Below are 24,324 nucleotides of genomic sequence, written 5' to 3' on the forward strand. Positions count from 1 at the left end.
CTTAGCGCGGCTCCTTCGGCTCGTACGTCCAGAGCACGCCCCCGTCGGCGCCGTAGCCGGTGAACCGCATGCCCGGCGAGGACAGCCCCTGCTTGGCGACCGCCTTCGGCAGCGGCCCGGCGAACAGCAGCACGCCCTGGTCCCATGGGTCGGGCACCGTGCTCGCGGTGAAGCGCCCGCCGTTCTTGAGCGTAAGCTCGACCCTGGCCGTGCCGGGCACGGTGAAGCCGTACCAATCCTCCCGGTTTCCTGACCATTGCAGCGGAAGCTCCGGGGCGGCGATCATGTCGCTCAGCTTCCCGCCCGGGACGGCCTGGAAGGCGCCCGGCTGTTCCTTGCCGTCCTTCGTCCATTTGACGCACGTGTCGGCGTACAGATGGGCGGTGAGCCCGCTGGGGAAGACGTGGCCGGCGTCGATGGGCTTCTTGTCCTCCCAGCACCAGCCGGGCCACGTCAGGTCGACCTGTTCGAGCTGTTTTCCGCGCACCTTGTACGCGAAGGCGCTCACTTTCGCGTCACTCGGGTATCTGACCCACCACACAGGCGCGGGCAGATCCTTGCCGCGCGTCATGGTGGCGGGCAGGCGGCGTCCGTCCTCCAGCACCGCGTCGACGGACAACCAGTCGTCCTCGGCCGCGCCGAAGGCGACGACGCTGCCCGGCAGCGGCAGGTAGGTCTCCACCCGGTTGCTGGAGAAGCCACCGAACGGCGGTTCGGGCCGCACCCTGGCGCAACTACCCTGATCCCCGCCGTTGGAGCCGGTGCCACCGGTGGCGCACAGCTGCAGCGCGTCCTCGTAGGGGTACTTTCCGAAGGAGAGCCGTACCGGCCCCTTGCTGAAGTCGTCGGTTCCGGGGACGGTGATGGGCTCGCCGGTCCGCTTGAAGTTCGGCTTCTCAGGCGCGGTGCGGCGTGGCCTGTCTTCACGCCAGAGCTGCTTGCCCGCGGCGTCGTAGCCCGCCCACCAGCCGCCGAGGGTCCAGTCGAACGGGAGCAGGCGCGCGGTGGTGAACAGGTTGAGGTCGAGGTTCCACGGATCGGGGATGCCCTGCATGGTGATCGGGGCGTCGGAGCCGACCGCTATCTGGATCTTGACGGTGTTCCTCTTCGTGGCGGTGTAGATGATGCCGTCCTCGGAAAAGATCATGGGTGCCTTGGCCGTCATCGGATCCTTCAGGTCGAGGTTGACCCAGCCGAGCTCCTTGCTCCCCCGGAACCAGAACACACTGCGGCCCTGGACCTTGTCGTCGTAGGGGCGCACCGTGACCTCGCCGGGCAGTCGCATGGGCTGGCCGATCGGTGTATGCCTGCTGCTCTCGCCGGCGAGGCGCTTGGGCGACGTGTCCGAGCCTCGCCTGCCGCGCGCGTCGGTGAACTCGACCGTGGACACCTTGTCCCCCGCCGACAGGGCCAGCGTCCAGATGATCATCGGGGCGCCCTCGGACCGGTGCACGGTCGCGTCGACGCGGCGGCCGTCCGCCAGCACGGCGGTGACCTTGGCCACGTCGTTGCCGGCCACGCCGTAGTCCACGTAGGCGGACGGGGCGTCGGCGCGGGTGGAGCCCTCGTATGTGCCGCTGCGTTCCATGATCCCGGCCATGCGCAGGTTGTGGCACGAGCCGTACGGATCGCCGTCCGCCGGGACCGCGACGAAGCACACTTCGGGGACGCCGAGCGGGCCCCGGGCGAACCACAGGCGCAGCGGCTTGCCCCGCGCCGGGTCGTCCACCACGACCTGTTCCCCGGCGGCCGTCTTGCCCTGCATGAGCTGCTTGTAGACCTCGTCGGGGTCGCTCGCGCTGTTCCGGCCCAGGCCCCCGTTGAGCAGGATGGGGACGAAGACGGCGAGCAGCGCGACGGGCAGGGCGGCGAGCAGCCACCGCCCGCGCGGCACCGGCGGGGGAGTGCGGCGCTGGACCTTGAGCCAGGCGTTCGGATCGGCCTCGTAGGTCTGGGCGCGGGCTTCGAGCGCCGCCCGCAGGCGTGCTTCCAGGTCGCTCACTGGTCCTCCTCCTTCAGCGCCTTGCCCAGCGCGGCCAGGGCCCTGCTGGCGTGGGTCTTGACCGAACCCGCCGAGACGCCCATGACCTCGGCGATCTCGCGTTCGGACAGGTCGAGCCAGTAGCGCAGGACGAGGGCCTCGCGCTGCCTGCGCGGAAGGCGGTCGAGCGCCGCGAGCAACTCGCGGTGCTCCTCGGCGATGATCACCGCGTGCTCGCTGCTGCGTTCATGCTCGGGAGGATCGGGGCGGCGCAGCCGGACCAGCCTGAGGTGACGCAGGCGGTTGCGGGTGAGGTTGCAGACGATCGTGCGCAGGTACGAGACGGCCGCCCCGTCGTCGCGCAGCCGTCTGACGTGCAGCCGGGAGAACGCCTCCTGGGCGATGTCCTCCGGGTCGTCGGCGCCGAGCAGGCCCGCCAGCCGTACCAGGGGGTGGTAGTGGGCGGCGAACAGCTCGGCGAATGACGGCTGCGCCATGGTGGAGGAGTCGATCACAGTACAGAGACACCCAAGACGGGTGTCGGTTGACTAGGGGACGGGAATCCGTTCGACGCGGATCGAGAAGACCTCCTCCCGGGGCACGACGACCTCGTAGGCGCCGTGGTCGACCATCCAGTAGCCGAGCGCCTCCGCCTTCATGCCGCTGTGGCCGGTGTAGGCGATGTGCAGGCCGTCGTCGTCCTCGTCGAGCACGATGCACGGCTCGCCGCCGAACGCCCCGACCGTGCGGATCAGCACCAGCCAGTCGAGCTCGGCGCGGCCGACCGTGCGCCGCCAGTAGCCGGAGCCCGGCTCGAACCCGTCGAGCTCCTCCTCGCTGAACAGCACCACCTGGTCGCTGTCGGGGCCGAGCGCTGCGGGCAGCGTGCGCTCGGCGAACCGCGCGACGAAGCCGGCGGCCACGGGGGTGATGTCGTCACTCATGCGGCGGGCCGCCAGGTGAGCCCGTCGTAGGCGGCGAACGGCCGCTGCTGTTCGGGGGTGATGTGCACGATCTCCGCGCCCGCGGGGATGGGGATCGGCGTGGTGTGGAACTGCGGGACCACGTGCTCGCGCGACGTGGTGAACCCGTTTCCCGCGAACGGTGGCGCGTCGCTCCAGTCGCCGCCCATATGGGGTCCGTACGGAACGGCGTAGGTGTCGGCGTCGCGGGCGTACCAGCGCATGACATAGAGCTCGGGCACGTCGGCCGTCAGCTCCGATCCCTCGAACGAAAGGTCGAGTCCGTAGTAGAGCTGTCTGGGGGTCGTCAGCCGGACGCAGTCCTGGAGCCGGTAGACGTAGCCGGAGATGACCGTGCGTTTACCCGAAAGGTATGGCACGAGCAGACGCGGCGGGACGACCTTCTGCATCTGCGTTCTGCTCACTGTTCTACTTTACGATCGCTGCGTACCTAGTACGCGATGTTCGAGGCACGGCAGGGCGGTCCTGGCCACGGCGGTCACTTCTGAGTCCACCTCCACGAGCTGAATGCCCGGATTGGTGCCCAGATCGGCGCGGACTACACCGAGCGGATCGACCAGCATGCTGCGGCCCACCCCGAAACCGTCGCTCGATTCGGCTGGATTGGGTGCCTGCCCGACGGCGGCGGTCCATGTCGTGTTCTCCAGGGCCCGCGCCCGGACCAGGGTGATCCAGTGGTCCTCCTTGAGCGGGCCCGACCCCCACGCGGCGATGACCGCGAACAGCTCGGCGCCCTGGTCGACCAGCGCTCTGGCCAATTCGGGGAAGCGGACGTCGTAGCAGGTGATCAGCCCGACGCGGAGCCCGGCCAGCTCCACCACGGTGGGTTCGGCGCCGGGGGCGACCAGCTCGGACTCCTTCGCGCCGAAGGAGTCGAACAGGTGGATCTTCCGGTAGGCGGCCTTGACGGAGCCCTGCGCGTCGATGGCCAGGGCGGTGTTGTGCACCCGGCCGGGGCCCGTCTCGAACACGCCGGCGATGACCGCGACGCCGTGTTCGCGGGCCGCCTGCGCCACGCCGGTCACGAACGGCCCGTCGAGCGGCTCGGCCAGGTCGGTGATGCGGCTGCCGTAGCGGGTCAGCGTCGCCTCGGGGAAGATCGCCAGGTCGGCGCCTTCGGCCTTGGCGAGCGCTTCGCGGACCCTCTTGAGGTTGGCCGACGGGTCAGGAGACACCGGGATCTGGCAGAGGGCGATTCTGGTCACGGCCCGACTCTAACCGGTTGGGCACCCGTCGAAACCAGGTCAGGCATCGCCAGATCCACTCGAGGGGGCCGTACCTGAATCTCGACAGCCACCAGGCGCTGAACGGCACCTGTACGGCCAGCGTCGCCACCGTGACCACGAGCACCCACCAGCGTGTCGGGTCGGTCTTGAGCAGGTGACTCGCCAAGGAGATCACCAGCGTGCCGGAGATGTAGTTGGTCAGGGCCATCCGCCCGAGCGGCTCCAGCACCGCCGACAGTGGTGCCGACCACCGGGTCCGCAGGGCCAGCAGCAGGCCGGTGGCGTAGGCGGTGGCCCCGGCGAGCGCGGCCACGCTGTAGACGGTCCAGTTGTGGTTGGTGGTCCAGGCGGCGGTGAGCAGGGCGGAGGCCAGCGCGCTGACCGCGAAGACCGGCAGCAGCAGCCGCCCGGACGGGCGCGACTCCATCAGCGCCATGCCGAGCAGGAACAGCGCCGGGATGAGAAACGGCCCGGCCCCGATCCGCACCGCCCACACGACCGCGGCCACCCCGAGGATCACCATGGGCAGGCCGCCGGTCAGGAACGAGGCGGGCAGCAGCACCAGCGCCCCGAACGCCGCGTAGGCCGTCAGCACCTCGCCGCTGTAGAACACGCGCTGGAGCAGCCCGAAGCACAGCAGCCAGAACAGCCGGCGCACCAGCACCCACCGCCCGGCCCGCTCCAGGACCAGGACGAAGCTGATGCCGAACAGCAGCGAGAAGATCGGATAGAACCGGCTCTGGAACAGCGCGTCGATCGTCCAGTCGATGCCGTTCTTGGGCTCGTGCACGGCGTGCTGCCAGGTGTTGACCAGCATGATGCCGCCCACCGCGAAGCCGCGGAGCGCGTCGAGCTCTCGGATACGCCTCACAGGATCCAGGCGAACCACCATACGAGGAATCCGGCCGCCGTGACGGCGGCCACCGCCTGCGGCCAGCCCCGCCGCAGCGCGAGCGCGCCGAGCGTCAGTACGGCCGAGCCGACGGCCACCCAGGTGTACGGCCAGAGCGAGGCGGGCAGCCCGACGGCCAGCGCGGTCTCGTTCTCCTTGACCATGCTCCACACCGCCGAGCCGGCCAGCCCCGTGAACGCCGTCCCCGCCAGCCCGGCGAAGGCGGCCAGCGCCCGGCCCTTCAGCGCGCCCGCGACCAGCTGGACCAGCGACACCAGCGCGAACAGCGCGAACGGGGCGGCCAGCCAGGGCGACAGCGAGATCTGGTAGGGGGCGCCGCTCGCCCGTATGTCGCCCGGGTTCAGCCGGGGGTAGACGGCCGCCTTCTCAGGCGAGCACGGTGCGGCCGCCCCGCCTGACGGGGTGTCGACGAAGGCCAGGATGTGGCGGCGGGCGCAGGCGTTGACCAGGAACACCGCGTGGCCCGTGCCCGCGAACTCCACGAAGCGGGCGTTGGGCAGGCTCTTGGCGGCGGGCTCGCTGGTCCTGGTGGGCGTCGTGGGGTCGTACTGGCCGCCCACCACGAGCACCGGCGCCTTCGTGGTGGCGTTGACGGGTGCCGACTTGGGAAGCTTCCAAGCATCACACACCGCTTTGTCACTGTTTACGGTGAAAAGTCGGGATTTTGTGGTGAACGTGTTGAACGGGACCTCGTCCTGGCACTGCACCGCGTGATACAGCCCGAACTCGTGGGAGACCAGGGCGTCGCCCACCTGATCGGCGAGCGGGCGCAGCAGCTCGTCGTGGCCCTTGCTCAGCGCGTCGATCATCGCCGGCGCCACGGCGAGCACGTCGGCCTCGTGCAGCGCCTCCGCCATGATCGTCGAGACGTCGTCGCCGGTCAGCCGGGCGGTGAAACCGGTGTCCAGCAGCGGGTCGGTGGTCGGCACCCGGGCCGGGCGGGCGTTCAGCCGCGTCACCATCGCCTCGAACGGCTCGCGCAGGCCCAGCTTGGCCACGGTGTCGGTCAGATTGCGGTCGGCGTCGTCGTACCAGCCGACCTTCTCCGGCAGGTACGAGTCGAGCACCACCGAGCGCACGCCCGCCGGGTCGGCGGCGGCCACGTCCATCATGACCCGGGTCGAGTAGCTGACCCCGAACAGGTTCCAGGTGGGGTAGCCGAGCGCCTTGCGCAGCTCGACGACGTCGGCGGCGATCTCCTTGGTGTTGTAGCCGCGCAGGTCCACGCCCTGCTGCCCGAGCCGCTCCCGGCACTTCAGCGCGGCGGCGCCGACGTCGGCCGACGGCTCGCGCAGCCGGTCCAGCATCGCCTCGGCCGTCTCCGGACAGCCCAGCGTCGGCTGGGAGTATTTGCTGCCGCGCTGCTCCACGGCCACCACGTCACGGTCGGGGAACATCTGGCTCAGGAACCCCGTCAGCTGCATCGACGCCGAGGCAGGGCCGCCGCTCATGTAGACGACCGGGTCGGGCTTGCGGTCCTTGGCCGTCGAGGCGTGCACGGCGTAACCGACCTTGATGGTCTTTCCCGGCGTGCCCCTGCGCTCGGGGACGACCAGAAAACCGCAGGTCGTGTGGTCGGGCATGACGACGGGACACGCGCTCTTCTCGACACCGCCCGGACCCATGACGGGCGGCGCGGACAGGGCGAGCGCGAGGAGGACCCGAATGATCACGGGACGAGACTAATAGTCTGGGGCCGTGACGGAACCACTTGTATCCCGGATGCGCGCCTTCGGAACGACGATTTTCGCGGAGATGAGCGCGCTGGCCGTACAGACCAGCTCGATCAACCTGGGCCAGGGATTCCCCGACACAGACGGGCCCGCGGCGATGCTCGACCGGGCGGTGCAGGCCATCGTGTCCGGCGCCAACCAGTACCCGCCCGGCCCCGGCGTCCCGGAGCTGCGGCAGGCCGTCTCCGAGCACCGGGCCGACCACTACGGCCTCGACTACGCGGCCGACGGCGAGATCCTGGTGACGGTGGGGGCCACCGAGGCGATCGCGGCCAGCGTGCTGGCGCTGTGCGAGGCGGGCGACGAGGTGATCGCCTTCGAGCCCTACTACGACTCCTACGCCGCCTCCATCGCGCTGGCCGGGGCACGGCTGGCCGCGGTGACGATGCGGCCCGTGGAGGGACGATTCACCTTCGACCCGGACGAACTACGCGCCGCCGTCACGCCGCGTACCCGGGCGATCCTCGTCAACTCCCCGCACAACCCGACCGGGACCGTGTTCACCCGCGCCGAGCTGACCGTCATCGCCGAGCTCTGCCAGGAGGCCGGGCTGATCGCGATCACCGACGAGGTGTACGAGCACCTGACGTTCGACGGTGTCGAGCACATTCCCCTGGCGACGCTGCCCGGCATGCGCGAACGCACGGTGATGATCTCCTCGGCGGGCAAGACGTTCTCCGTCACCGGGTGGAAGACGGGCTGGATCTGCGCGCCCGCCTCGCTGATCACGGCGGTGCAGACGGTCAAGCAGTTCCTCACCTTCACCGCGAGCGCGCCGTGGCAGCTCGCGGTCGCCTACGGCCTGCGCAACGAGCTGGAGTGGGTGTCGGCGCTCTGCGACGGGCTGGGGCACAAGCGGGACCGGCTGATGGAGGGGCTGACGGCGGCCGGGTTCGAGGTGCTCAGGCCGTCCGGGACGTACTTCGTGCAGACCGACATCCGGCCGCTGGGCTTCCAGGACGGGCTGGAGCTGACCCGGCGGCTGCCGGAGCTGGTGGGGGTGGTGGCCATCCCGACACAGGTCTTCTACGACCACCCCGACCGAGGCAGACACTTCGTCCGGTTCGCGTTCTGTAAGAAGGACGAGGTCATCGACGAGGCGGTCACCCGGCTCAAGCGCCTGTCGGCCTAGGCGATCCCATCTTACGAAAGTGCAACCACTTGGTTACTGAGAGAAATGAGCGCAGCTGAGCTAGGGTGGGCGGCACCTCACTGAGAGGAATCACCTCCTGAAGGAGACCATACGTTGCTCACCGTCGGTGACCGCTTCCCCGAGTACGAGCTCACCGCCTGCGTCGGCCTCGACCCCGAGAAGGCGTTCGAGGAGATCGACCACAAGAGCTACGAGGGCAAGTGGCGGGTCGTGTTCTTCTGGCCGAAGGACTTCACTTTCGTCTGCCCGACCGAGATCGCCGAGTTCGGGCGTCTCACCAGCGAGTTCGCCGACCGTGACACTCAGGTGCTCGGCGTCTCCGTCGACTCGGAGTTCGTCCACCACGCCTGGCGCAAGCACCACGACGACCTGCGCGACCTGCCGTACCCGATGCTGAGCGACATCAAGCGCGAACTGTCCGCCGCGTGCGGGGTGCTCGGCGACGACGGCGTCGCCCAGCGCGCCACGTTCATCGTGGACCCCAACGACGAGATCCAGTTCACGATGGTGACCGCCGGTTCCGTGGGCCGCAACGTCAAGGAGGTCCTGCGGGTGCTCGACGCCCTGCAGTCCAGCGAGCTCTGTGCCTGCAACTGGACCAAGGGTGAAGCCGGTCTCGACGCGCGCGGGCTGCTGGCCCGGTGACGCACCTCCGGGGCTGAGGTGGGCTCTCCGGGTGTCCACCTCCGCCACGGTCAAGCGGTGGCGTCCTGGTCGTGGGGCGCGTCCAGCGGGGTCAGCGTCGCCGTCGCCTCCTCGTGGTCCATCCCGGTCGCCTGGAGCAGGTCCACGGCGATGGAGCGCAGCTGCGCGATGATGACGTGCGCCGAGAAGCCCAGCCGTTCGGGACGCTCCCGCGCCGCGACGGCGAGCAGCGCCTGCCGGGCCAGCATGGGCTCGCGTCCGGCCGCCAGTTCGAGCTGCAGCAGCAGCGCCGCCTCCGACACCTCGCGCATCGCCTCGGCCAGCGAGGTCGGCGGCGGGCTCGTCTCGCCCAGTGCCGCCAGTGTCCGGCGGGCCAGCACCCTGGCGTTGCGCAGGGCCAGGTCCACCGGCACGGCCACGGTCTCGTACCTGGCCAGCCGGCCACGGCGGTGCCAGTGCAGCGGCGAGATCAGCGTGATCTCCTTGCTGGTCTCCACCGCCCGCTCGAACTCCGCGACCGCCGCCTGGGTGTTGCGCGCCTCCTCCAGCGCCTCGGCGGCCAGGTCCACGTCGCGCTTCTCGATCGCCTCCGCAGCCCGTTCGAGCACCGTGGACAGCGCGTCGAGCACGCCCGACAGGTGCTTGGCGGCGATGGTGAAGGGGCTGGCGGGAAGCAGTGCCGCCGTGGCGATGCCGATGACGCCGCCGGTGAGCGCGTCGGCCATCCGGTCCCAGCCCCCGGCGCCGTCGGCGGGCACCAGAGCGGCGACGAGTACCGCGGACGACCCGGCCTGGGCCACGAAGAGCGCCCCGCTGTTCAGCAGCACCGCGGCGGTCATCGCCAGCGCGACCACCAGCATGATCTGCCAGGCGCCCGAGCCGATCCAGGACACCAGCAGGTCGCCGACGCCGACGCCGAGGCTGACCCCGACCACGAGCTCGGCCACCCGGCGCAACCGCTGCCCGAGGCCCACGCCGACGCAGATCAGCACGGAGATCGGCGCGAAGAACGGGCGAGGGTGGTCGAGCAACTGGATGGCGACGGTCCAGGCGAGTGCCGCGCCGACCGCGCACTGCGCGATGGAGGGCGCCATCAGGCCGAACCCGCTCAGCCGTTCCCGTACATGATCGCTGAGCCTCGTTCGCACCCCTCTACCTTGGCGGATCTTTGTGACATTAAGGTCACATTGCCCGTATTCGGGCGTGTCGGGACCGCGGTGGTCACCGCGTCAGGGGACGTCCTCTTCGCCCGTGTCCAGGGGCGGGAGGGCGGCCATCGCCTGCTCGCGGTCGCCGCCGCTCGCCTGGAGCAGATCCACCACGATCGACCGGTACTGCGCGACCATCACCCCGGCCGAGAACCCCCATCGCTCATCCGTCACCCGCCGCGACGCCACCGCCAGGATCGCCTCGCGGGCCCGATCCGGCTCGTGTCCCAGGGCCAGCTCCTCGCGGAGCAACTGGGTCGCCTCGGCCAGGTCCCGCAGCGCGGCCGGCATCCAGGCAGGCGGCGGGTTCTGCCCCCCGAGGGCGACGACGGCCCGCCTGGCCAGCACTCTGACGTTCCTGACCGCGTGATCGAGCGGTACGGCGGCCGTCTCGTACCCCTCCAGCCGGTGGCGGCTCTGCCAGTGCAGCGGTGAGATGGTGGCGATCTCCCAGCTGGTCCCCAGCGCCTGCCGGAAGGTGTCGACGCTCGCCTGCGTCCCCCGCGCGGCCTCCAGCGCCTCGGTCGCCAGGCCGGGGTCGGACCTCTCGATCGCCTCCGCGATCCGCCGAAGCGCGTCGCCCAGCGCCTCGAACATCCCCGACGCCTGCTTGGCCACGAGGGCGAACGGGCTGGCCGGCAGCAGGGCCATCGCGATGATCCCCATGACGCCGCCGACCAGCGCGTCGAGCATCCTGTTCACCCCGCCGGTGCCTGTCGGGGGCAGCAGGGTGGCGACGAGCACGGCCGAGGACCCGGCCTGCAGGACGATCAGGGAACCGCTGTCCAGGAGCACGCCCATGGCCATCGCCAGCGCCACCACCAGCGCGATCTGCCAGGGGCCCGAGCCGATCCAGGACACCAGCACGTCGCCGACGCCCACGCCGAGGCTGACCCCGACGACCATCTCGACCATCCGGCGCCGCCGCTGCCCGAGACCCACGCCGATGCAGATGATCACCGCGATCGGCGCGAAGAACGGGCGGCTGTGCCCGAGGACGTCCTTGGCCACCACCCAGGCCAGTGCCGCCGCAACGGCACACTGCCCGACCGTCGGCGCCATCAGTACCAGCCTGCTCAGCCGCCGTTTCACCTGCACGAACCCTGGCCTACCCAGCTTGCGGCGCTCAACCGGCAAGGAACTCGTCCACAGCCCGCAGGAACGCCGCCCGCGCGGAGACGTGGATGAGATGCCCGACCTCGATCGTGACCAGCTTGGCCCCCGGAATCCGCGCGGCCACCGCCTCGACGTCGAGGTGACTGGCGCCGGACAGCACCAGCGTCGGCGCGGTGATCGAGCCGAGCCCCTCGGCCCACGCCGGATCGGGCGTGAGGAACTGCCGCTCGGTCTCGTGCACCATCCGCCAGTCGAAGCCGGGGGACTCGCCCTCCTCCACGATCGGCGGGCGGTTCTTCATCGCGTACGGCGGCGCGGGATCCTCCAGGACCAGCCGCTCGACGCGATCGGGCCAGGTCATGGCCACGAGATAGCCCACCGCCCCGCCCAGCGAGTGCCCCACCAGCGTCGCCCGCTCGAAGCCCAGCTCATCCAGCAGCGCGACGACGTCCCGCGCCATGTCGGCCAGCGCGTACGTGCCCGGGTAGTCGCTGGCGCCGTGCCCCCGCAGGTCGATGGCCAGGACGTGATAGCGGGCGGCGAAGTGCTGGGTGATGCCGTTCCAGTCGTTGTGGTCGGCGGTCCGCCCGTGGATGAGCACCAGCGGAGGAGCGGCCGGGTCGCCCTCCTCGCGATAGGCGAGCTTGATCCCGTTAACGTGCGCTTCGCGAATCACACCGGTGACCCTATCCCCGAGGCCGGCCGCCACGTTGGGCAGACATTGCCGGTGAGAGCCCGAACGGCTGGTGGATAGCGTGTCCTGCGTGCCGCCGGGGTAGGTCTGGGAGTCGCGCGTGTACGCCGCCCAATCGTCGAACAGGGGTTGTGATGCCGGATCCGATAGAAGTGCGCAAGGTGCCGATCGAGAGCGTGACGGACGCCTCCGGGCTGGCGCGGCTGATCGACGAGGGGGTGATCGAGGCGCACCGGGTGCTCGCGGTGATCGGCAAGACCGAGGGCAACGGAGGTGTGAACGACTACACCCGGATCCTGGCCGACCGGGCCTTCCGTGAGGTGCTGGCGGCCAAGGGGCATCCGGCGCCGGAGACCGTACCCCTGGTGTGGTCCGGAGGGACGGACGGCGTGCTCAGCCCGCACGCCACCGTGTTCGCCACCACCGACCCGGCCGGCGCGCCGCGATCGGATGAACCGCGGGTGTCGGTCGGCGTCGCGATGAGCGACGTGATCCTCCCGGAGGACATCGGCCGCCCGGCGATGGTGGAGAAGGTCGCGGCCGGGGTACGCGAGGCGATGAAGATCGCGGGCATCGACGACCCGCGCGACGTCCACTACGTGCAGACCAAGACGCCCCTGCTCACGCTGGCCACCATCACCGACGCCAAGAGCCGCGGCCAGGACACCGCCATCGAGGAGACCGGCCCCTCCATGGACCTGTCGAACTCCACCACGGCCCTCGGCATCGCCGTCGCCCTCGGCGAGATCGCCCCGCCGCGGGCCGATCAGATTCACAAGGACCTGTCCCTGTACTCGTCGGTGGCCTCGTGCTCGTCCGGGGTCGAGCTGGACCGGGCGCAGATCGTGCTGGTGGGCAACGTACGGGGGATCGGCGGGCGCTACCGGATCGGCCACGGCGTGATGCGGGACGCCCTGGACGCCGACGGCATCTGGGACGCGATCCGCGACTCCGGCCTGCCGCTCCCCGAGCGGCCGCACCACACCGACCTCGGCGAGCGCCTGGTGAACGTCTTCATGAAGTGCGAGGCCGACCCGTCCGGCCGGGTCCGGGGGCGGCGCAACATCATGCTCGACGACTCCGACGTGCACTGGCACCGCCAGATCAAGGCCACGGTGGGGGGAGTGGCGGCGGCGGTCACGGGCGATCCGGCGGTGTTCGTCTCGGTCGCCGCCGTCCACCAGGGCCCATCGGGAGGCGGCCCGGTCGCCGCCATCGCCGACCTGGGACAAGGGTAGTCTCGGGCGTTGTGCCCAGCATTCCGCAGCCACTCGACCCCGGCGACGACGGGACGGCCGCGCCCGCCGTGGCCGCCGCCCTGGCCTCCTACGAGCGAGGCGCGGCTGACGCCACCGAGGTGCTCAACGCCCTGACCGGCGCCCGGCTCCTCGTCCCCGTGGTCGCTCTGCTGACTGAGACTGAGGTGGGCGAGCACGGGTTGCGCCAGGAGAAGGAGAGCGAGATGGCGCTCCCCAAGCTCGTCGGCAAGGACGGCAGGGAGGCGGTGCCCGCGTTCACCGGCGCCGAGTCCCTGGCCAGATGGCGCCCCGACGCGCGGCCGATCCAGGCCACCCTGCTCCAGGTCTGCCGGGCCGCCGCCGGTGAGCGGGTCGCGGCGGTCGTGGTGGACGTGGCGGGGCCGGTGCCGTTCGTGATCGAGGGCGGCGTGCTGGAAGCGCTCGCCGCCGTCGAGTCCGGCACGCTCGATGAGGTCTCCGGCGTGACCGTGGCCCACGTCGAGCCGGTACGCAAGCGCCGCTGGTTCTCCAGGAAGTAGTGTCGGCGGAGTGGTGGCACTCGTCGCGCTCCTCGGACTGATCGTCGGCCGCTACGTCAGGACGCTCGCCGACTGCTTCGTGCCGAACCCCCCGGACACCCGTGAGGAGGCCCGCGCCGCCCTGGACGCCGTGTTACGCACGGTGCCCGTGCCGCGCCGGCCGCCCGCCGTCGAGGTGGCCACCGCCGCCGTAGCCGCGCTCGTCGCCTGGCGCGCGGGCCTGCCCTACGTCTACTTCGCCCTGGCCGGTACGGCTCTGGCACTCATCGACTGGCGGACCACGAGGCTGCCCGATGTGATCACCCTGCCGTCGTACCCGATCCTGGCGCTCACCCTGCTGCCCACGGGAGAGCTGCCCAGGGCGCTGCTGGGCGCGCTGGCACTGGCCGCCGCGTACGCCGTGCTCTGGTTCGCCCGGCCGGAGGCGATGGGGCTGGGCGACGTCAAGCTCGCGGGGCTGATCGGCATGGCGGCCGCGGCGATGAGCTGGCAGGCGTGGGTCGTCGCGGCCGTCGGCGGACAGCTGTTAGGCGCCCTCTACGCCATCGTCCTGCTCCTCACCAGACGCGCCACTCGCGACACACAGTTCCCTTTCGGCCCGTTCATGCTGCTCGGCGCCTTCACGGCACTCTGTCTCGGCCAGTGAACACCGGACATCCCACTAGGCGGCACGTGGAAGACTTGTACGCATGTTGCGCTGGTTGACCGCCGGAGAGTCTCACGGCCCCGAACTCGTAGCCGTCCTGGAAGGCCTGCCGGCCGGGGTCGAGGTGACCACGGCCGCCATCGATGAGGCCCTGCGCCGCCGCCGGCTCGGCTATGGCCGCGGCGCCCGGATGAAGTTCGAGCAGGACCAGGTGACGATCGCCGGCGGCGTCCGGCACGGCCGCACGATGGGCAGCCCGATCGCCGTCCGCATCGGCAACACCGAGTGGCCCAAGTGGGAGAAGGTCATGTCGGCCGACCCGGTCGACCCGGCCGAGCTCGACGGGCTGGCCAGGAACGCGCCCAGGTCGCGCCCCCGGCCGGGCCACGCCGACCTGGCCGGGATGCAGAAATACGGCTTCGACGACGCCCGGCAGGTCCTCGACCGGGCCAGCGCCCGCGAGACCGCGGCCCGCGTCGCGCTCGGTGAGGTCGCCAGGCGCTTCCTCAAGCAGGCGCTCGGCGTCGACATCGTCAGCCACGTCACCTCCATCGGCGGCGCCCAGACGCCCACCGAGGACCTGCCGGGCCCCAACGACCTGGCGCGCATCGACGCCGACCCCGTCAGATGCGCCGACCCCGAGGGCAGCGCCGCGATGGTCGCCGTCATCGACCAGGCGCACAAGGAGGGTGACACGCTCGGCGGCGTCGTCGAGGTGCTCGCCTACGGCCTGCCGCCCGGCCTCGGCAGCTACACCCACTGGGACCGCCGCCTCGACTCCCGGCTGGCCGGAGCGCTCATGGGCATCCAGGCCATCAAGGGCGTGGCGGTCGGCGACGGCTTCGAGACCGCGCGCCGGCCGGGCTCGCGCGCCCACGACGAGATCGAATACACCGCGGCCGACGGCGTCAAGCGCATCACCAACCGCGCGGGCGGCGTCGAGGGCGGCATGAGCAACGGCGAGATCCTGCGGGTCAGCGCCGCGATGAAGCCCATCTCCACCGTCCCGCGGGCGCTGGCCACGATCGACGTCAAGACCGGCGAGGCGGCCAAGGCGCACCACGAGCGCTCCGACGTCTGCGCGGTCCCGGCCGCGGGCATCGTCGCCGAGGCCATGGTCGCGCTGGTGCTGGCCGACGCGGCGCTCGAGAAGTTCGGAGGCGACTCCGTCGAGGAGGTCGCCCGCAACCTGTCCGGCTACCTCTCATCGATGGTGATCAAATGATCAAGGCCGTGCTGATCGGCCCGCCGGGGTCCGGCAAGACCACCCTCGGCCGCCTGCTCGCCGACTTGCTCGGCGTCTCCTTCCGCGACACCGACGCCGACGTCGAGGCCGCCGCGGGCAAGCCCGTCGCCGACATCTTCATCGAGGAGGGCGAGGCCCGCTTCCGCGAGCTGGAGCTGCTGGCTGTGCGCCGGGCGCTGGCCGAGCACGACGGCGTGCTGGCCCTGGGCGGCGGCGCGGTGCTCAACGAGGAGGCGCAGGAGCTCCTGGCCGGCCACCCGGTCGTCTACCTCCAGGTCGGCCTGTCCGACGCGGTCCAGCGGGTGGGCCTGGCCTCGGCGCGGCCGCTGCTCGTGCTCAGCCCGCGCAGCCAGCTGAAGAAGCTCATGGAGGAGCGCCGCCCGATCTACGAGCGGCTCGCCGTCCTGACGGTCGTGACCGACAAGCGCGAGCCTGCCGAGCTGGCCGAAGAGATTGTGAAGGGGCTCCCGTCATGAGCGCGACCAGGATCGCCGTGCGCGGCGACAGCCCCTACGAGGTGGTGATCGGCACCGGCGTGCTGCCGGAGCTGGCCGGGCTGTTCAAGCCGGGCGTACGCACGGTCGCGGTCATCCACCCGGCGGGCCTGCCCGAGATCTCCCGCCCGGTCTGCGAGGCGCTGTCCGGCGCCGGATACGACGTGGTGGAGCTGCCCGTGCCCGACGGCGAGGCGGCCAAGTCGATCGAGGTGGCCGCCGAGCTCTGGTCCGCCCTGGGGCGCTACGGCGTGACCCGCTCCGACGCCGTCGTGGGCGTCGGCGGGGGAGCCACCACCGACCTGGCCGGGTTCATCGCCGCCACCTGGCTGCGCGGCGTCCAGGTGGTGCTGGTGCCGACGACGCTGCTGGCCATGGTCGACGCCGCGGTCGGCGGCAAGAACGGCATCGACACGCCCGAGGGCAAGAACCTCGTCGGCACCTTCCTGCCTCCGGCCGGCGTGCTGTGCGAGCTGAGCACGCTGTCGAGCATGCCGCGCGCCGACTACGCGGCCGGGCTCGCCGAGATCATCAAGGGCGGCTTCATCGCCGACCCCACCATCCTCATGCTGATCGAGGACGACCCCGACGCCGCCGCCACGCCCGAGGGGCCGCACACCCGCGAGCTGATCGAGCGGAAGATCCAGATCAAGGCCGACGTCGTCGGCGCCGACCTGCGCGAGGCCGGGCTGCGCGAGATCCTCAACTACGGTCACACGCTCGGCCACGCGATCGAGCGGGCCGAGGACTACACCATGCGCCACGGCGAGGCCATCGCCATCGGCATGGTGTTCGCCGCCGAGCTGTCCAGGCTCGACGGGCGCATCGGGATCGACCTGGTCGAGCGCACCCGGACCATCCTCACCTCGGTCGGCCTGCCCACGACCTACCGGGCCGACGCGTGGCCGCGACTGCGCGACCACATGCGGCTCGACAAGAAGAACCGGGGCGCCGAGCAGCGCTTCGTCGTGCTCGACGGGCTGGCGAAGCCGGGACGGCTGGAAGGGCCGTCCGAGGAGCTCCTGGAGGCCGCCTATCAGGCGGTCGGCCGGTGACGCCTTTCCCCTGATCGCCTTTCCTTAACCGCCTTCCGCTCGATTGCTTTTCCCGCGAGTCGGGGTGGCGTCGGGCGTGGCGGCGGGGTTCGCACTACAGTCAGATGTCCTGACGCACCACGGCACGGCGGAGATGAACAGCAGGTCATGAGGCAATATCACTCTTTCGTCGCTCTTGGTGACAGCTTTACCGAAGGTCTCAACGACCCCGGCACCAACGGCCACTACCGTGGCTGGGCCGACCGGGTGGCCGAGCGACTGGCGGCCGACGACGCGTCCTTCCGCTACGCGAACCTGGCCGTGCGCGGCCGGCTGCTCGACCAGATCGTCAGCGAGCAGGTGCCGATCGCCGTCGAGATGGCGCCCGACCTGGTCAGCCTGTGCGCGGGCGGCAACGACCTGCTCCGGCCGGGCAGCGACCCCGACGTGATGGCCAAGCGGCTCGCCCGCGCCGTGCGCGACCTGCGGGCCACCGGCGCCGACGTGCTGCTGTTCACCGGCGTCGACCCGCGCGACACGCCGGTGATGCGGCGGCTGCGCGGCCGCTTCGCGATCTTCTACCTGCACATCCGCTCCATCGCCGACCTGTACGGGTGCCGGCTCGTCGACCAGTGGTCCATGCAGGGGCTGCGCGACTGGCGGGCGTGGAGCGAGGACCGGCTGCACATGAACCAGGACGGGCACCGGCTGGTGGCCGCCCGGGTCCTCGACGTGCTGGGCGTGCCGTTCGACGACTGGCACAAGGTGTGGCCCGAGCGCACCCTCGACCCCCGCGCCCGGCGCCGCGAGGACGCGCAGTGGATCCGCGAGCACCTGGTGCCGTGGGTGACCCGCCGCCTGCGCGGCGCCTCTTCGGGCGACGGCCTAGACCCGAAACGCCCCGACCTCGCCCCCTGGGTCCACTGACTCTGCCGGCAGGGGGCCGGCGGGTCAGTCTTCCGTTGACAGGCGCTTGAGGGCGGCTCGGGGGATCGCCGGGTCCGTGGTGCGCCAGAACGGGGGCAGCGAGCCGAGCAGGAAGCCGCTGTAGCGGGCGGTGGCCAGGCGCGGGTCGAGGACGGCGATGACGCCCTTGTCGTGCTGGGCGCGCAGCAGCCGTCCGGTGCCCTGGGCGAGCAGCAGGGCGGCGTGGGTGGCGGCGACCGTCATGAAGCCGTTGCCGCCCTTGGCCGCGACATGCCGTTGCCGGGCCGAGGTGAGCGGGTCGTCGGGGCGCGGGAACGGGACCCGGTCGATGATGACCAGCCGCAGCGACGGGCCGGGGACGTCGACGCCCTGCCACAGCGACAGCGTGCCGAACAAGCAGGTCGCCTCGTCCTCGGCGAACTGCTTGACCAGCAGCATCGTGGAGTCGTCGCCCTGGCACAGCAGCGGCACGTCGAGCCGGTCGCGCAGCGCCTCGGTGGCGGCCTTGGCGGCCCGCATCGAGGAGAACAGGCCGAGCGTGCGCCCGCCCGCCGCCTCGATCAGCTCGGCGATCTCGTCGAGGTAGGCCTGCGGCAGGCCGTCACGGCCCGGTTGCGGCAGGTGCTTGGCCACGTACAGGATGCCCGCCCGTGGATGGTCGAACGGCGAGCCGACGTCGATGCCCTGCCAGCCCTTGTCGCCCAGCCCCCATTGGCGGGCCAGGCCGTCGAAGGTGCCGCCGAGCGCCAGCGTGGCCGAGGTGAGGACCACCGTGCGGTCGCCGAAGAGCCGCTCGCGCAGCATGCCGCCCACGTTGAGCGGGGCCACCCGCAGCGCGGGCGGGCGCCGGTCGGTGGCGCCCTCCAGCCACACCACCTCGGCCCGGTCCTCCTCCGAGGCGTGGCCGTAGGCCTCCAGCATGCGTACCGCCGTGTCGTGCACCTCGTCGAGCGCGGTGAAGGCGGCCTTGCGCTGGCCGGCTCTGTCCGGATCGTCCTTGTCGCCGCCGCGCGGGCCGAGCGCGGAGACGCACCGGGCCGAGGCGTCGCGCACCAGCGCCAGCGTGAGCCCGAGCACCTCGGGCAGCTCGTCGACGCGTCCGGGGGGAGCGGCGGCCAGCAGCGCCTTGAGGTCTTCGGCCGCCTCCATGAGCTGGTCGGCGATGGGCTGCTCGATGAGCCGGCCGACCCGGCGCACGGCGAGCGCGGCCGAGCTCTCCGACAGCTCGGCGGTCACCACCGAGGTCACCCGGTCGACGAGTTCGTGGGCCTCGTCGACGACCACCATGGCGTGCTCGGGCAGCACCGGGATGTCGCCCATCGCGTCGATCGCCAGCAGCGCGTGGTTGGTGACGACCACGTCGACCTCGCCGGCCCGGCTCCTGGCCAGCTCGGCGAAGCACTCGGCGCCGCTGGGGCAGCGCGTGGCGCCCAGGCACTCCTGGGCGCTGACCGAGAACTGCCGCCACGCCTGCTCGTTGACCCCGGGCACCAGCTCGTCGCGGTCGCCCGTCTCGGTCTCCTCGGCCCACTCCTGGATGCGCTGGACCATCCGGCCCGTCGCGCCGACCTCGCGGGGGTCGAAAAGCTGGTCCTGCTCGTCGTCCTCGGGCCAGCCCGCCGTCGCCTTGTAGCGGCACAGGTAGTTGCGCCGGCCCTTGAGGATCGCGAACGTCGGCTCGTGCGGCAGCTCCTTGCCGAGCGCCTCGGCCAGCCGTGGCAGGTCGCGGTCCACGAGCTGCCGCTGGAGCGCGATCGTGGCCGTCGAGATGACCACCGGCTTGTCGGCCGCCATGGCGTGCCTGATCGAGGGCACCAGGTAGGCGAGCGACTTTCCGGTGCCCGTGCCGGCCTGGACCGCCAGATGCTCCTCTTCCTCGATGGCCCGTTGTACGGCCTGCACCATCGTGATCTGGCCCCGCCGTTCGCTCCCTCCGAGAGCGTTGACCGCGATGCTGAGCAGTTCTTCGGCTGAGGGAAGATGGGAGTCCGGCACGGCAGTAAACGGTACCTGCAATCAAGGGCCGACGCGCCGAACGCCGTGTGATCGTGCGGACGCATCCCGGCGTTCTGGGACGTCCACGGCGGCTCGCGTGGCACACTGAACGATCGGAACTCCAACTGGCTCAAATGATCTACCTGGAAGTGGCCAGTGGGGTATGAGGTCAGATGGGGAGAGCCGGTTCAGTAGGGTTTACCGGGGTTGAGTGGACGGATAAAGGCTGGTTAAAGCAGTATGTCTGCCATGTCGGAAGTTGTCCCGTTGCCGTCGTTCGGCGAAGTGTTCTTCGATGCTCGAGGTCAGGAGCGGTGTCTCCGGGTCACGTGGCATGAGGGCACCCTGGTGCTCAGCCTGTGGCGAGGTGAGATGTGCACCGCCAGCTTCCGCATGCCGATGGACGATGTCGGCCGGTTGCTCGACACCCTCGATGACGGGTTCGCCGAGGCCACGGGCGAGCAGCCCGCCGTGCCCGCGCACGACCCGGGCACCGAGGTGATCCCCGGCACCGGCCAATACCAGCGGCCGCACCAGAGCTCCCCGCCGCCGCCGCACGAGGATCGGCCCACCGCGGCTCTGTCCCCCAACGACGTCCTGGTGGCCAGGGGCACCCCGCCGCCTCAGGACAAACTGGTGGCCTCCTACGGCGAGACGACCGCGCCGCCGCGCGACCCCCTCGGCCAGCAGTCCCCCGGTCAGCAGTACGGCCAGCAGGGGTCCTTCGGCGCGCAGCAGTACGGCCAGCCGAATCTCCGTGAGCCGTTCACCGGCCCCCAGTACACCGAGCCCGAGCCGCCCGAGCCCTTCACCGGCCCGCAGTACGCGGTCCCCGCCGCCCCGGATCCCTACAGCGGCAGCCCCCAGTACACCGGCGACCCCTTCACCGGCCCCCAGCAGTACGCGCAGCCGGCGCCGGCCCAGGACCCAGGCGAGCCCGTCTACCAGATGCCCGGCGACCGCCGCCGGCAGGCGCCCAACACCGACCCGCTCGGCTTCCCCTCCCAGTCGGCCGCGCCGAGCCGGCCGCAGCCCGAGCCGTTCGCCCAGCAGCAGCAGCCGCACGACCCCTATGGCCAGCGCGGATACCAGCAGCAACAGCCGCCGCCGGACCCGGGAGCCGCCGGTCTCGGCACTCCGATGCACGGCATCCCCGGCGCGGGCCGGCCCCGGGAGCCCATCACCTACGCCAACCGCGATGCGTACCCGACGCAGGTGCCCTACCCCTCCACGGACGGCTTCCCCGCCTACCAGACCCCGCCCAACCCGGTCGACCCGCTGTTCGCGATGGGGAGCAACCAGCAGCAGGGCACGCCGTACCAGACGGACCTGTCGCGGCCCTACGTGGGCGATCCGATGTTCTCCACCGGTGAGCGGCTCCGTCCCGACCAGGAGTACGACGACGACAGGGACCGCCGCAGGGAGTGGTGAGCCCGAGGCGGGCGACCCATCTCATGAGCGGTACGCTGCCTTCGCGTGCCCGTGCCGAGGTGGAGGAGCGCCGTGAACCCCACGATGGGCCTGCAACTGCTGCTGGTGGCGGCAGGGGCGGTCGCGGTCGCCGCCGTCGCCCGGCGCAAGGGCTGGCCGGCGCCGCTGCTGCTGGTGGCCGCCGGGCTGCTGGTCTCGCCGCTGGTGCCCGCCGTGCCGCTCGACCCGCAGCTGGTGCTGTTCGTGTTCCTGCCGCCGCTGCTCTACTCAGCCGCGCTCGACAGCTCCTACCTGCGCCTGCGTGACGTCAAGCGGGCAGTGGCGCTGCTGTCGGTCGGGCTGGTGCTGTTCACGACGGCCGTCGTCGGGCTGGTCGTCCACCTGCTGCTGCCCGATCTGCCGCTGGCGGCGGCGTTCGCGCTGGGCGCCATCATCGCGCCTCCCGACGCCGTGGCCGCCGTCGCGGTCGGCAGGCGGCTCGGGCTGCCGCGCCGGGCGCTGACGATCCTGATCGGCGAGAGCCTGTTCAACGACGCGACCGCGCTGACCCTCTACCGGGTGGCGATCGGCGCCGCCGTGGGCGGCACGGTGGACCTGCTCGAAGGGGTCGGCGAGTTCCTCTATTCGGCGGCGGCCGGGGTGGCGATCGGGCTGGCGCTGGCGTTCCTGTTCTCCTGGGTGTTCCGGCACACCCGCGACTCCCTGGTCGAGAACACGCTGATGCTGCTGATCCCGTTCGCCGCCTACCTGGCGGCCGAGTCGGTGCACGCCTCGGGCGTCATCGCGGTGGTGATCGTCGGGCTCTATCTGGGCAACCAGATGCACCAGCGGGGGTTCGGCACCCGGCTGGTGTCCGACGCGGTGTGGAAGGTGACCGACTTCTTCCTGGAGGCGATCGTCTTCGCACTGATCGGCCTGCAGCTGGTCACGGTGATCAAGGGGATCGGCGGCTACGGCGCCTGGGAGGTCGCGCTGTACGCGGTCGTGGTGTTCCTGGTGACCGTGCTGTCGAGGTTCGTGTGGATGTTCCCCGTCACGTACCTGACGTGGCTGTTCACCGGCAGGCGCAGGGGCGAGCCGGCGCCCGAGCCCGCGCCGACCGTGATCATCAGCTGGGCGGGCATGCGCGGGGTCGTCTCGCTCGCCGCCGCCTTCGCCATTCCGGTCGGCATGCCCGACCGCGACATCCTGCTCTTGCTCACCTTCACCACCGTGATCGGCACGCTGCTCGTGCAGGGCACGACGTTCCCCGCGCTGATCAGGCGGCTGCGCGTGTCGAGCGAGCAGGAGCAGTATGAGGACCGGCTGGCCGAGGCGGCGGCGCAGCAGGCCGCGCTCGCCGCGGGCACCGAGGTGCTCGACGGGCTGATCGAGGCCGAAGGCGAGCCCGACGAGATCCAGAAGCAGGTCATCGACCAGCTCAGGGAGAAGTCGTGGCGGCGCTCGCTGACCGCGTGGGAGCGTCTGGGCGGCGGCACCGCTCAGGGCGGCGCCGAGACGCCCAGCACGCTCTATCGCCGGCTGCGCCGGGAGATGCTGCAGGCCGAGCGCGAGACGTTCGTCCGGCTACGCGACGAACGTCGCCTCGACGACGAGGTGCTGCGCGAGGTGATGGCCGAGCTCGACTTCGAGGAGGCCATCCTGGAGCGTTAGGCCCGCCTCAGGCCATCGCGTTGTCGACGAAGCACCACTTCCAGCTCTCGCCCGGCTCGTACGACTGCATCACCGGATGCGAGGTGGCGTGGAAATGCTTGGTGGCGTGCTTGTTGGGCGAGGAGTCGCAGCACCCGATATGACCGCAGTCCAGGCAGCGGCGCAGGTGCACCCACCGGCCACCTGCCGCCAGGCACTCCTCGCAGCCCTCGGGCGTGCGCGGGGCCGGGTCATCCGCTTGGGAAATATGCTCACACGTTGCCATGGGTGAAATCCTAGAGCTCTTGCGGCACGGCGATTTGCCCGGACCCCTCCCACTTGGTCCCGCCGGGGGCGTGAACCCGTTGGGTAGGGTCGAAGCATGCGTCGCCTCAAAAGCCGGTTCGTGCCCCTTGCCGCCTTCCCCATGTTCGTCTTCGCCGCGGGCTGCGGTGAGGTCAACAACACCATCGACAAGGCCCAGTCCTGCCTGGAGGCCCCCAAAATAGTCACCGAGCTGGGCGCCAAGCTCGCCGACCTCAAGAACGACCCGCAGGCCATGGAGAAGGCCCTCGACGACAGCGCCGCCAAGCTCAACGACGTGGCCGACAAGGCCGCCAACACCACGCTCAAGCAGGCCTCCGACGACCTGGCCACGACACTGAGCGGCATCAACGTCAAGGACGTCAACGGCGCCGTCGACGCGGTCCAGAAGGTCGGTTCCGAGACCGCCGCCTACCTGGAGAAGGTCGCCAAGGCCTGCGGCGGCTAACCCCGGCTTCTCTAGGGGGAATGTGTGCCAATTAGCGTCGTTCGTATGGAGCCTGACCCGCGTTTCACGCTCGCGAACGAGCGTACTTTCCTCACATGGCTGAGCACCGCGCTGGCACTCAGCGCGGGGGGCGTCGCCATGGCGGCGCTCCCCGACCACCTGTTCGTCCCCTGGGTGCGCACCGCCCTGGCCGTGGTCCTGGTCTCGCTCTCCGCGCTGGCGGCGGGCATGGCCTATCCGCGCTGGCGCAACATCCAGCGCGCGCTGCGCGATCGCGCGCCGCTGCCACCGCCCGCCCTCGCCGCCGTCTTCGGCTACGGCGTGGCGGCGGTGGCGGTGATCGCCCTGGTGGTCATCGTCATGGGCGCCTGATCCGGCCATGTCCGAAGAGATCTGGGACCCCGGGCTGCAGAGCGAGCGGACCCGCCTGGCCTGGGTACGCACGGCCGTGGCCCTGTCGTCGGGCGGCCTCGGCGCGATGGGCCTGTCCGCGCGGCACGGGCTGCCCCTCGCCGTCGTCATCACGTTCGTACCGGCCGCGCTCTGCGGCGCGGTGCTGCTGCTCAGGACCCGGATACGGTTCCGCCGCGTACAGGAGGCGCTGCATGGCGGCCGGCCCGTCGACGCCGGACCGGACGCGCTGTTCGCCTGGCTCGGCACGCTCAGCGTGGCGGCCGGAGCGCTCGCGTTCGTGCTGACGCTCGCCTAGTTTGTGCCG

General features: G+C 71.2%; 26 protein-coding genes. 14 read left to right on the forward strand and 12 right to left on the reverse strand.

Annotated elements, in window-relative coordinates:
• Window position 1: 1 nt before the first annotated feature.
• The 7 genes from AB0H88_RS08645 to AB0H88_RS08675 are packed head-to-tail and all read right to left on the reverse strand — an operon-like array spanning window position 2 to window position 6,776.
• Entirely contained in the window at window positions 2-2,002 is a 2,001-nt protein-coding gene (locus AB0H88_RS08645; RefSeq protein ID WP_357642664.1) for a hypothetical protein, read from the reverse strand.
• Complete coding sequence (locus AB0H88_RS08650; RefSeq protein ID WP_357642665.1) at window positions 1,999-2,478, reverse strand: SigE family RNA polymerase sigma factor; 480 nt, start codon at window positions 2,476-2,478, stop codon at window positions 1,999-2,001. Before AB0H88_RS08650 ends, AB0H88_RS08645 begins: the two co-directional genes overlap by 4 nt.
• A gap of 51 nt (window positions 2,479-2,529) precedes the next feature.
• Window positions 2,530-2,925, reverse strand: a complete 396-nt coding sequence (locus AB0H88_RS08655) for a hypothetical protein (RefSeq protein WP_357642666.1) — start codon at window positions 2,923-2,925, stop codon at window positions 2,530-2,532.
• Window positions 2,922-3,368, reverse strand: a complete 447-nt coding sequence (locus AB0H88_RS08660; protein ID WP_357642667.1) for a hypothetical protein — start codon at window positions 3,366-3,368, stop codon at window positions 2,922-2,924. The genes AB0H88_RS08655 and AB0H88_RS08660 overlap by 4 nt, the downstream gene beginning before the upstream one ends.
• A gap of 9 nt (window positions 3,369-3,377) precedes the next feature.
• Window positions 3,378-4,169 carry a carbon-nitrogen hydrolase family protein gene (locus tag AB0H88_RS08665; protein ID WP_357642668.1) on the reverse strand — a complete coding sequence of 264 codons (792 nt, stop codon included), beginning with the start codon at window positions 4,167-4,169 and terminating at the stop codon, window positions 3,378-3,380.
• Entirely contained in the window at window positions 4,129-5,061 is a 933-nt protein-coding gene (locus tag AB0H88_RS08670) for a DUF418 domain-containing protein (RefSeq protein ID WP_357642669.1), read from the reverse strand. Before AB0H88_RS08670 ends, AB0H88_RS08665 begins: the two co-directional genes overlap by 41 nt.
• Window positions 5,058-6,776: an alpha/beta hydrolase gene (locus tag AB0H88_RS08675; RefSeq protein ID WP_357642670.1), complete on the reverse strand. Its 1,719-nt coding sequence runs from the start codon at window positions 6,774-6,776 to the stop codon at window positions 5,058-5,060. The genes AB0H88_RS08670 and AB0H88_RS08675 overlap by 4 nt, the downstream gene beginning before the upstream one ends.
• A gap of 25 nt (window positions 6,777-6,801) precedes the next feature.
• On the opposite strand from AB0H88_RS08675, the gene AB0H88_RS08680 reads away from it, so the two are divergent.
• Both AB0H88_RS08680 and AB0H88_RS08685 read left to right on the forward strand, forming a co-directional pair.
• Window positions 6,802-7,968, forward strand: coding sequence for a pyridoxal phosphate-dependent aminotransferase (locus tag AB0H88_RS08680; RefSeq protein ID WP_357642671.1), 1,167 nt, complete (start codon window positions 6,802-6,804; stop codon window positions 7,966-7,968).
• Window positions 7,969-8,082: 114 nt separating this feature from the next.
• A complete protein-coding gene (locus tag AB0H88_RS08685; protein WP_357642672.1) occupies window positions 8,083-8,634 on the forward strand; it encodes a peroxiredoxin in 552 nt (183 codons plus the stop codon).
• Window positions 8,635-8,684: 50 nt separating this feature from the next.
• Here AB0H88_RS08685 and AB0H88_RS08690 read toward each other — a convergent pair whose 3' ends face one another.
• From AB0H88_RS08690 to AB0H88_RS08700, 3 genes are all read right to left on the reverse strand, one after another.
• Window positions 8,685-9,782: an FUSC family protein gene (locus AB0H88_RS08690; protein WP_357642673.1), complete on the reverse strand. Its 1,098-nt coding sequence runs from the start codon at window positions 9,780-9,782 to the stop codon at window positions 8,685-8,687.
• Window positions 9,783-9,863: 81 nt separating this feature from the next.
• Complete coding sequence (locus AB0H88_RS08695) at window positions 9,864-10,934, reverse strand: FUSC family protein (protein WP_357642674.1); 1,071 nt, start codon at window positions 10,932-10,934, stop codon at window positions 9,864-9,866.
• 34 nt (window positions 10,935-10,968) lie between these two features.
• Complete coding sequence (locus AB0H88_RS08700) at window positions 10,969-11,634, reverse strand: alpha/beta fold hydrolase (RefSeq protein ID WP_357642675.1); 666 nt, start codon at window positions 11,632-11,634, stop codon at window positions 10,969-10,971.
• Between the two features lie 152 nt (window positions 11,635-11,786).
• Between AB0H88_RS08700 and AB0H88_RS08705 the strand changes: the two genes are divergently transcribed.
• The 7 genes from AB0H88_RS08705 to AB0H88_RS08735 all read left to right on the forward strand — a co-directional run bounded on the left by AB0H88_RS08705 (window position 11,787) and on the right by AB0H88_RS08735 (window position 17,776).
• Window positions 11,787-12,890 (forward strand): ring-opening amidohydrolase, encoded by a 1,104-nt coding sequence (locus AB0H88_RS08705; RefSeq protein WP_357642676.1) that lies wholly within the window; start codon window positions 11,787-11,789, stop codon window positions 12,888-12,890.
• 11 nt (window positions 12,891-12,901) lie between these two features.
• Window positions 12,902-13,429 carry an SseB family protein gene (locus AB0H88_RS08710; protein ID WP_357642677.1) on the forward strand — a complete coding sequence of 176 codons (528 nt, stop codon included), beginning with the start codon at window positions 12,902-12,904 and terminating at the stop codon, window positions 13,427-13,429.
• A 10-nt stretch (window positions 13,430-13,439) separates the two neighbouring features.
• Window positions 13,440-14,075 (forward strand): A24 family peptidase, encoded by a 636-nt coding sequence (locus tag AB0H88_RS08715; RefSeq protein WP_357642678.1) that lies wholly within the window; start codon window positions 13,440-13,442, stop codon window positions 14,073-14,075.
• Between the two features lie 43 nt (window positions 14,076-14,118).
• On the forward strand, window positions 14,119-15,300 hold the full coding sequence (aroC, locus tag AB0H88_RS08720) for a chorismate synthase (protein WP_357642679.1): 1,182 nt from the start codon (window positions 14,119-14,121) through the stop codon (window positions 15,298-15,300).
• Window positions 15,297-15,797, forward strand: a complete 501-nt coding sequence (locus AB0H88_RS08725) for a shikimate kinase (protein WP_357642680.1) — start codon at window positions 15,297-15,299, stop codon at window positions 15,795-15,797. Before aroC ends, AB0H88_RS08725 begins: the two co-directional genes overlap by 4 nt.
• On the forward strand, window positions 15,794-16,870 hold the full coding sequence (aroB, locus tag AB0H88_RS08730; RefSeq protein ID WP_357642681.1) for a 3-dehydroquinate synthase: 1,077 nt from the start codon (window positions 15,794-15,796) through the stop codon (window positions 16,868-16,870). Before AB0H88_RS08725 ends, aroB begins: the two co-directional genes overlap by 4 nt.
• Before the next feature lie 147 nt (window positions 16,871-17,017).
• Window positions 17,018-17,776, forward strand: coding sequence for an SGNH/GDSL hydrolase family protein (locus AB0H88_RS08735; protein ID WP_357642682.1), 759 nt, complete (start codon window positions 17,018-17,020; stop codon window positions 17,774-17,776).
• 24 nt (window positions 17,777-17,800) lie between these two features.
• Here AB0H88_RS08735 and AB0H88_RS08740 read toward each other — a convergent pair whose 3' ends face one another.
• Window positions 17,801-19,771 carry an ATP-dependent DNA helicase gene (locus AB0H88_RS08740; RefSeq protein WP_357642683.1) on the reverse strand — a complete coding sequence of 657 codons (1,971 nt, stop codon included), beginning with the start codon at window positions 19,769-19,771 and terminating at the stop codon, window positions 17,801-17,803.
• Between the two features lie 249 nt (window positions 19,772-20,020).
• Here AB0H88_RS08740 and AB0H88_RS08745 point away from each other — a divergent pair, with 249 nt between their 5' ends.
• The gene (locus AB0H88_RS08745) at window positions 20,021-21,202 is read left to right on the forward strand and encodes a hypothetical protein (protein WP_357642684.1); all 1,182 of its coding nucleotides are present in this window, start codon (window positions 20,021-20,023) and stop codon (window positions 21,200-21,202) included.
• Between the two features lie 72 nt (window positions 21,203-21,274).
• Window positions 21,275-22,855 (forward strand): Na+/H+ antiporter, encoded by a 1,581-nt coding sequence (locus AB0H88_RS08750; protein WP_357642685.1) that lies wholly within the window; start codon window positions 21,275-21,277, stop codon window positions 22,853-22,855.
• A gap of 7 nt (window positions 22,856-22,862) precedes the next feature.
• Here the strand turns inward: AB0H88_RS08750 and AB0H88_RS08755 are convergent, their stop codons facing one another.
• Window positions 22,863-23,120: a UBP-type zinc finger domain-containing protein gene (locus tag AB0H88_RS08755; RefSeq protein WP_225289458.1), complete on the reverse strand. Its 258-nt coding sequence runs from the start codon at window positions 23,118-23,120 to the stop codon at window positions 22,863-22,865.
• A gap of 96 nt (window positions 23,121-23,216) precedes the next feature.
• Between AB0H88_RS08755 and AB0H88_RS08760 the strand changes: the two genes are divergently transcribed.
• From AB0H88_RS08760 to AB0H88_RS08770, 3 genes are read left to right on the forward strand one after another with little or no spacing between them, the layout of a single operon-like run.
• Entirely contained in the window at window positions 23,217-23,606 is a 390-nt protein-coding gene (locus AB0H88_RS08760; RefSeq protein ID WP_357642686.1) for a hypothetical protein, read from the forward strand.
• A gap of 45 nt (window positions 23,607-23,651) precedes the next feature.
• On the forward strand, window positions 23,652-23,978 hold the full coding sequence (locus AB0H88_RS08765; protein ID WP_357642687.1) for a DUF202 domain-containing protein: 327 nt from the start codon (window positions 23,652-23,654) through the stop codon (window positions 23,976-23,978).
• A gap of 7 nt (window positions 23,979-23,985) precedes the next feature.
• A complete protein-coding gene (locus AB0H88_RS08770) occupies window positions 23,986-24,315 on the forward strand; it encodes a DUF202 domain-containing protein (RefSeq protein ID WP_357642688.1) in 330 nt (109 codons plus the stop codon).
• Window positions 24,316-24,324: the final 9 nt, after the last annotated feature.

It is taken from the genome of Nonomuraea sp. NPDC050680 (genome assembly GCF_040654555.1).
In the GTDB taxonomy this organism is placed as follows: Bacteria; Actinomycetota; Actinomycetes; order Streptosporangiales; family Streptosporangiaceae; genus Nonomuraea.

Coding starts and splice junctions, on each gene's coding strand:
- AB0H88_RS08705 (WP_357642676.1), top strand. CDS start 11,787: ATGCCGGATCCGATAGAAGTGCGCAAGGTGCCGATCGAGAGCGTGACG.
- AB0H88_RS08735 (WP_357642682.1), top strand. CDS start 17,018: ATGAGGCAATATCACTCTTTCGTCGCTCTTGGTGACAGCTTTACCGAA.
- AB0H88_RS08650 (WP_357642665.1), bottom strand. CDS start 2,478: ATGGCGCAGCCGTCATTCGCCGAGCTGTTCGCCGCCCACTACCACCCC.
- AB0H88_RS08755 (WP_225289458.1), bottom strand. CDS start 23,120: ATGGCAACGTGTGAGCATATTTCCCAAGCGGATGACCCGGCCCCGCGC.
- AB0H88_RS08760 (WP_357642686.1), top strand. CDS start 23,217: ATGCGTCGCCTCAAAAGCCGGTTCGTGCCCCTTGCCGCCTTCCCCATG.
- AB0H88_RS08655 (WP_357642666.1), bottom strand. CDS start 2,925: ATGAGTGACGACATCACCCCCGTGGCCGCCGGCTTCGTCGCGCGGTTC.
- aroC (WP_357642679.1), top strand. CDS start 14,119: ATGTTGCGCTGGTTGACCGCCGGAGAGTCTCACGGCCCCGAACTCGTA.
- AB0H88_RS08745 (WP_357642684.1), top strand. CDS start 20,021: ATGTCGGAAGTTGTCCCGTTGCCGTCGTTCGGCGAAGTGTTCTTCGAT.
- AB0H88_RS08765 (WP_357642687.1), top strand. CDS start 23,652: ATGGAGCCTGACCCGCGTTTCACGCTCGCGAACGAGCGTACTTTCCTC.
- AB0H88_RS08770 (WP_357642688.1), top strand. CDS start 23,986: ATGTCCGAAGAGATCTGGGACCCCGGGCTGCAGAGCGAGCGGACCCGC.
- AB0H88_RS08725 (WP_357642680.1), top strand. CDS start 15,297: ATGATCAAGGCCGTGCTGATCGGCCCGCCGGGGTCCGGCAAGACCACC.
- aroB (WP_357642681.1), top strand. CDS start 15,794: ATGAGCGCGACCAGGATCGCCGTGCGCGGCGACAGCCCCTACGAGGTG.